Below are 6,458 nucleotides of genomic sequence, written 5' to 3' on the forward strand. Positions count from 1 at the left end.
GGCATAAGGGCGAGTATGTATAAAAAATCTTTAAATTTAAGCATATGATTCAGGGTTTTTACAAGGCGATTCATCCTCGTGCTAAACAGGATAATTCCCGTTCAGTGCCATTTTTAGAAATTTTGTCAATGGCAACGGAAACCCTGTGGAGTAATAAATTACGCACAGGATTGACCATGCTGGGTGTGATTATTGGTATTGCTTCTGTAATTGCGATTACTTCCGTAGGACAAGGAATACAGAAAAGCGTAGAGCAGCAAATTCAAGCCTTGGGAACAAACGTGCTGCAAATCTTAGCGGGATCTGCTAGGAGTGGCAATATTCGTCAAGGTGTGGGTTCTAGCAGTACCTTAACTTGGGAAGATGCCAAAGCGATCGCCCAACAAGCACCCTCAGTTGAGATTGTCTCTGCTTACTTACAACGGAATGCCCAGGTAGTTTACAACGGAGAAAACACGACTACTACCATCTACGGCACAGATTTAAACTACCCAGAAGCCAGAAACACCCATCCCCAAACAGGAAGATTTTTCACACCAGAAGAACTGGACACATCTGCACAAGTGGCAATTATCGGGCCGACAGTGCAGAGAACCCTGTTTGGAAGTAGTGACCAAATTATTGGGGAAAAAATCAGAATTCAGGGAGAAGCCTATGAAGTTATCGGCATTATGGAACCGAAAGGTTCTCAAGGCCCAATGGATAGGGATGATCAAATTTTCATTCCCTTGACGAGTATGTCAAAACGTCTAGTGGGTAACAATGCCCTGACTGGTGTTTCTGTCAGTGGTATTTTAGTTACAGCAGAAAATCAGGAAAAACTAGAAGCCGCACAATTTCAAGTTACTAATATTTTGCGCTTGCGGCACAATATTTACCCCCCAGAACCAGATGACTTTCGCCTGACTAACCAAGCGGATATTGTCAGTACATTTACGAATGTAGTAGGTTTATTTACTATCATGGTAGTAGCGATCGCAGGCATTTCCTTGGTAGTGGGTGGAATTGGGATTGCCAACATCATGCTAGTTTCCGTTGTAGAAAGAACCAAAGAAATTGGCATTCGTAAAGCATTAGGCGCGACAAATTCCGCCATTCTCAATCAATTTTTAGCAGAAGCGATCGTTATTTCGATTATTGGCGGCAGTGTCGGGATAGTTAGCGGCGTGTTAATTGCCTTTGGTGCGTCTACTATTTTTAAATTTCCCTTTGTGATTTCAGTCGTATCAGTCATCGTTGGCTTTGGATTATCACTGGCTGTTGGCTTAGTAGCAGGAGTCATTCCAGCCAGGAATGCTGCCAGATTAGATCCCATTACGGCGTTACGTAGTGATTAACAGCACTCAGCACTAAAAAAGAGGTATAAAGTCAATGATTTGGTTGGAATCTATTACGAAAACTTACCAGTTAGGTGAAGTTCGAGTTCCTATCCTCAAAGGCATTCAACTTGGAATTACCGCCGGAGAATATGTTGCCATTATGGGGGCTTCTGGTTCAGGTAAATCTACATTAATGAATATTTTGGGATGTCTGGATCGTCCCACCAGTGGACTTTATAGCTTTGAGGGTAGAAATCTCACTACCTACGATGATGATGAGTTAGCCTACATTCGCAATCACAGGATAGGCTTTGTTTTCCAACAATTTAACTTATTACCACGAGCCACGGCGTTGGAAAACGTCATGTTACCGATGGTTTACGCCAATATCCCCAAGCGAAAACGCCAGCAGAAAGCCTTAGAAGCCTTAAAAAGAGTAGGGCTGGAACAACGAATCCATAACCGTCCGAGTCAACTTTCTGGTGGACAACAACAGAGAGTGGCGATCGCCCGTGCTTTAGTAAATCGGCCAGCTTTAGTTCTAGCGGATGAACCGACAGGTGCGTTAGATACAGAAACATCTTACGAAGTGATGAATTTGCTCACCGAACTGAATGAGCAAGGAATCACAATTGTGATTGTCACCCACGAACCAGATATTGCCGCCCAAACTAAAAGAATTATTCGCGTCCAGGATGGTTTGATTGTCGGCGATCGCAACTCTCACCGACAAGCTAGTTAACTAATCTGACAACATTTGAATAGAACAAGGTAAATCATTCAAGGTTTGTAGTGAGAACTTTAGTTCTCTCTACGAGACGCTGCGCGAACAAAAAAGGACTAAAGTCCTTACTACGAACTTAGTGTTAAACCTAATTTTGAGAGGATGCAGACACGAATATGTCTGCATCCTCTCATTATTTTTCGCGTCTATTCACCCATATGGATGATGTGACTCCAATATTAGGGAGGATAATTCTCCATGCCCTATGCCCCATGCCCCATTCCCCATTCCCTATGCCCTATTTCATTCACCTTACAGGGTGAAGGCACATTTAATGAATCAAGGCTAGGATGACTGTTAAATCAGAAACACAACTAGTGAATTAAACTTAATAAGTGTTAAATAAATATATATTTCTACAATATTCTTAAAGATTCTCATTCCTCATCAAACCACCAATACTTTTCATAGACCACTACTTATGATTGCGTACATCGAAGTTCCCTTGATTGGCAAAGTTAAGCACCCAGCTAGGTGGGTGATGGGGTTTTTAGTAGCTGGGAGTTTAATTGCTGCTGCAACTAGTTACAGTCTTGTGAATCGCGGCAATAGTCAACAAGATGTCACGCAACTGACTGTACCTGTAGAGGCTAAAAATGTGACTTTACGGATTACAGCCAGTGGCAAGGTTGTTCCAGTACAGAGTGTAAATATTAGCCCCAAAAATCCTGGTGTCTTAGCTGAGTTATATGTAGAACAAGGCGATCGCGTTGAGCAAGGACAAATACTAGCACGGATGGATATAGGTGATATCAAAGCTCAAGTCGCTCAGTATCGCGCCAATTTAGCCCAAGCCCAAGCTCAATTAGCTGAAGCCTTAGCAGGGAATCGTCCTCAAGAAATTGCTCAATCTAGAGCGCGTTTAGCCCAAGCCCAAGCCCAATTAGCTGAAGCGAAATCGGGGAATCGTCCCCAAGAAATCGCTAAAGCCCAAGCCCAAGTAGATGCAGCCCGTGCCAGAGCAAATTACACTACAGAGCAGGTAAAACGTTATCAGTATTTATACCAGCAAGGGGCGGAGAGAAAACAACTACTTGATCAGGCTGTTAGTGAAGATAAAAGTGCGAGAGCTAATTTAGCTGAAGCCCAAAAACAACTCTCGTTGCTACAAGTTGGTAGTCGTAGCGAAGTCATCGCTGCCAGGGATGCTGCTGTCACCGAAGCCCGCGCGGCCTTGGTATTGTTGCAAGAGGGTAGCCGTAAAGAAGAAATTGCCCAACGTCAAGCTGCTGTGAAAATCGCTCAAGCGCAGTTAGCCGCCGCCGAAGTCAGATTGCAAGACACTGTAGTTACTGCGCCATTTTCCGGCATAGTTACCCAAAAATATGCCAATATCGGGGCTTTTGTAACTCCTACAACTTCCGCTTCTAGCAGTGCATCAGCCACTTCTAGTTCCATCGTAGCTGTCGCTAAAGGCTTGGAAATCTTAGCGCAAATCCCAGAAGCTGACATTGGCAGAATTAAACCAGGACAACAGGTGGAAATTGTCGCGGATGCTTATCCTGAAGATATTTTTCAAGGACGGGTGCGTTTGATTGCACCAGAGGCTGTTGTAGAACAGGGTGTAACATCCTTTCAGGTGCGGGTAGCTCTGGATACTGGTACAGATAAATTACGTTCTGGCTTAAATGTCGATTTGACCTTTTTGGGCGATCGCCTCAACAATGCTTTAGTTATCCCCACCGTTGCAATTCTCACCGAAGAAGGCAAAACAGGCGTATTAGTTACTGATGCTAAAAATAAACCGCAGTTTCGAGAAGTGAAAATTGGCGCGCAAATCGAAGATCAAACCCAAGTTGTATCAGGAATCCAAGCAGGCGATCGCGTGTTTATTGACTTACCTAAAGATTACAAAATCCAAAAGGCAAAGGAAAAACAAAACCAATGAACTTCCTAGAAAGTATGCAAATGGCAGGGAAGACTCTGCTAGCAAATAAACTACGTAGCGCACTCACCATGTTGGGTATAGTCATTGGTAACGCTTCCGTAATTGCCATGATTGGGATTGGGGAAGCGGGACAAAGCTACGTCAATAAACAATTGGAATCTTTGGGGCCGAATGTATTATTTATCATTCCAGGGAATCAGGAAACTGAACGCATTTCCAGAGACTTGCCCAAGACTCTAGTATACGAAGATGCCAAGGCGATCGCTAGTCAAGTACCCACCATTGCCAATATCACAGCTGAATTAAATAGTCGGCAAGTAGTGACTTATAGTAATAAAAATACTGATGTCAATATTATTGGCACAACACCGAGTTTTTTAATAGTCAGAGATTTTGAAGTTGACCAAGGCAGATTTTTTAGCGACGTAGACATGAAGCGCAGCAACCAAGTTGTAGTTATGGGTGCAAAGTTAGCTAACAGACTGTTTGGCAATAGTAATCCGGTAGGACAACAACTCAGAATCAAAGATACCAGCTTTCAAATCATCGGAGTTTTAGAAGGCAAAGGTTCAAATTTAGGTGTGGATTATGATGATTCAGCTTTAATTCCCGTGTTTACAATGGCGAACCGCATCGTAGGACGGACTTCTCCCTACGGTTTGGAGTTAAGCTATATTGTCGCTTCCGCCAAAAACGCTGAAAGCGTGGATGCAGCAGCATTTCAAATCACGAATTTATTACGCCAACGCCACAAACTCATCGGTGAAGACGACTTTACTATTAGGACTCAAAAAGATGCTTTGCAAGTAGTGGGACAAATCACTGGTGCATTAACCACCATGTTAGCAGCGATCGCCAGTATCTCATTATTTGTAGGCGGTATCGGCATCATGAATATTATGCTCGTTTCCGTCACCGAACGCACCCAGGAAATCGGACTGAGAAAAGCCATTGGTGCTACAGAGCAAGATATTTTACTGCAATTTATGATTGAGGCAGTAATTGTATCAGCCATTGGCGGCTTAATCGGCACAGGGATTGGTGTCAGTGGCATTATGTTAGTAGCGGCTTTGACACCTTTAGAATCAGCCTTATCTCCCGTAGCGATCGCTTCCACTGTCTGTATTTCCGGTGGTATCGGTTTATTCTTCGGTGTAGTCCCCGCCAGACGCGCCGCCAAACTCGATCCCATCGTGGCATTAAGAAGCATATAGGAAAGGCAAAAGGCAAAAAGAAAAAGGAAAAAGGAAAAAGATCAAAAATAAAAGGCAAAAGATGTTTTTCTTTTGCCTTCTGACTTGTTTGAAATCAGAGAATTTATATTACTTTCCCTTACACCCCTATCCCCTTACACCCTTACACCCTTATTAACGGGATTCCGTTCCTTGATTGGGGCTTCCGGCCACGCTATCTTCTCCTGGTGCTTCTGGTTTAGCAGTTTCTCTCGCATCAGATTGAGAAGCATCACCAGTTTTGCGGATATCTTCTTGGAGAGGGGTTTGGTAGCCACCGGAAGCGGTGGGTGTAGTTTCTTGATTTTTAGATTTTTGTTTCTTTTCTTCAGACATAACTATACTCCTTCATTTATTTCAGGCATCATTATAAAAATTTAGAGATGGTAATTTTATCTATCTAGAATCTGGTTATCTTTAATTGCTTAGTCTATCGAAAGTATTGTTTAGCAACGCGAGTAAACTTGGCAAGAAGCAACAAAATTGAACCATTATCACTCAAAATATCTTCTATTCCCCATTGAAAAAGTATTTATGAGACAGAGCGAGTTATCACTGCCATCTGGATGTAGACTAAGAAAAGCAGCATCTCAGGATATGCGATCGCTCAGACGATTAGTTTTGTCAGCTATGCTTGACCCTACCCAATTACACTGGCAACAATTTTGGGTAATTGAATTTCAAGGGGAGGTCATAGCCTGTGGACAATTGCGTAACTTTTCTCAAGCTCAAGAACTCGGTAGTCTAGTTGTTAAACCAAATTGGAGAGGTCGCGGTTTAGCAACTTTCCTCACACACTATCTCATCACTCAAGCCACACAGCCTTTATATTTAGAATGTTTAGGTCAGCGACTAGCACAGTTTTACAGTCACTTTGGTTTTGTGCAAGTAGACTTTGAAAATTTACCTCAATCACTCCAAAACAAATTTAAAATCTCCCAATTAGCTAAAAAAATCCTGAGAGTTCCCGTAATTTTCATGCAACATCAAGGCGAAGCAACGCTAAATCAGAACTCTTAACCATCTTCACAGCAACACCACTCACCACTCCTCACCCAGCACTCACCACTCACCACTCAGCACTCATCACTCTCTAACAAACACCGTCAGCAAAACAGGCCCCAATAGATAGTGATGCTGTAAACATCGCAAACCAGCAGCAGAACCAAGAATTTCTCGTTGTTGGGGACTATAGAATTTAATTCCTTGATGACCAATTGACAATGCTTGTGGTT

6 protein-coding genes and 1 pseudogene are annotated in these 6,458 nt (G+C 42.9%); 5 read left to right on the forward strand and 2 right to left on the reverse strand.

From position 1 onward, the window contains the following. Window positions 1-44: 44 nt before the first annotated feature. The 4 genes from CV014_RS11835 (at window position 45) to CV014_RS11850 (ending at window position 5,205) form a co-directional block, all read left to right on the forward strand. Window positions 45-1,337, forward strand: coding sequence for an ABC transporter permease (locus CV014_RS11835; RefSeq protein ID WP_236142211.1), 1,293 nt, complete (start codon window positions 45-47; stop codon window positions 1,335-1,337). A 34-nt stretch (window positions 1,338-1,371) separates the two neighbouring features. Further along, entirely contained in the window at window positions 1,372-2,061 is a 690-nt protein-coding gene (locus tag CV014_RS11840; RefSeq protein WP_236142212.1) for an ABC transporter ATP-binding protein, read from the forward strand. 463 nt (window positions 2,062-2,524) lie between these two features. Next, window positions 2,525-3,991, forward strand: coding sequence for an efflux RND transporter periplasmic adaptor subunit (locus CV014_RS11845; RefSeq protein WP_236142213.1), 1,467 nt, complete (start codon window positions 2,525-2,527; stop codon window positions 3,989-3,991). Beyond that, the gene (locus CV014_RS11850) at window positions 3,988-5,205 is read left to right on the forward strand and encodes an ABC transporter permease (protein WP_236142214.1); all 1,218 of its coding nucleotides are present in this window, start codon (window positions 3,988-3,990) and stop codon (window positions 5,203-5,205) included. Before CV014_RS11845 ends, CV014_RS11850 begins: the two co-directional genes overlap by 4 nt. Window positions 5,206-5,358: 153 nt before the next feature. Here CV014_RS11850 and CV014_RS11855 read toward each other — a convergent pair whose 3' ends face one another. After that, a complete protein-coding gene (locus CV014_RS11855) occupies window positions 5,359-5,559 on the reverse strand; it encodes a hypothetical protein (protein ID WP_103139985.1) in 201 nt (66 codons plus the stop codon). A 198-nt stretch (window positions 5,560-5,757) separates the two neighbouring features. On the opposite strand from CV014_RS11855, the gene CV014_RS11860 reads away from it, so the two are divergent. Further along, complete coding sequence (locus CV014_RS11860; RefSeq protein WP_236142215.1) at window positions 5,758-6,243, forward strand: GNAT family N-acetyltransferase; 486 nt, start codon at window positions 5,758-5,760, stop codon at window positions 6,241-6,243. Window positions 6,244-6,309: 66 nt separating this feature from the next. On the opposite strand, the pseudogene CV014_RS11865 reads toward CV014_RS11860, so the two are convergent. Continuing rightward, window positions 6,310-6,458: pseudogene (locus CV014_RS11865) on the reverse strand (SAM-dependent methyltransferase); the annotation flags it as partial.

Source organism: Nostoc sp. CMAA1605, from assembly GCF_021596505.1.
Classification (GTDB): Bacteria; Cyanobacteriota; Cyanobacteriia; order Cyanobacteriales; family Nostocaceae; genus Trichormus.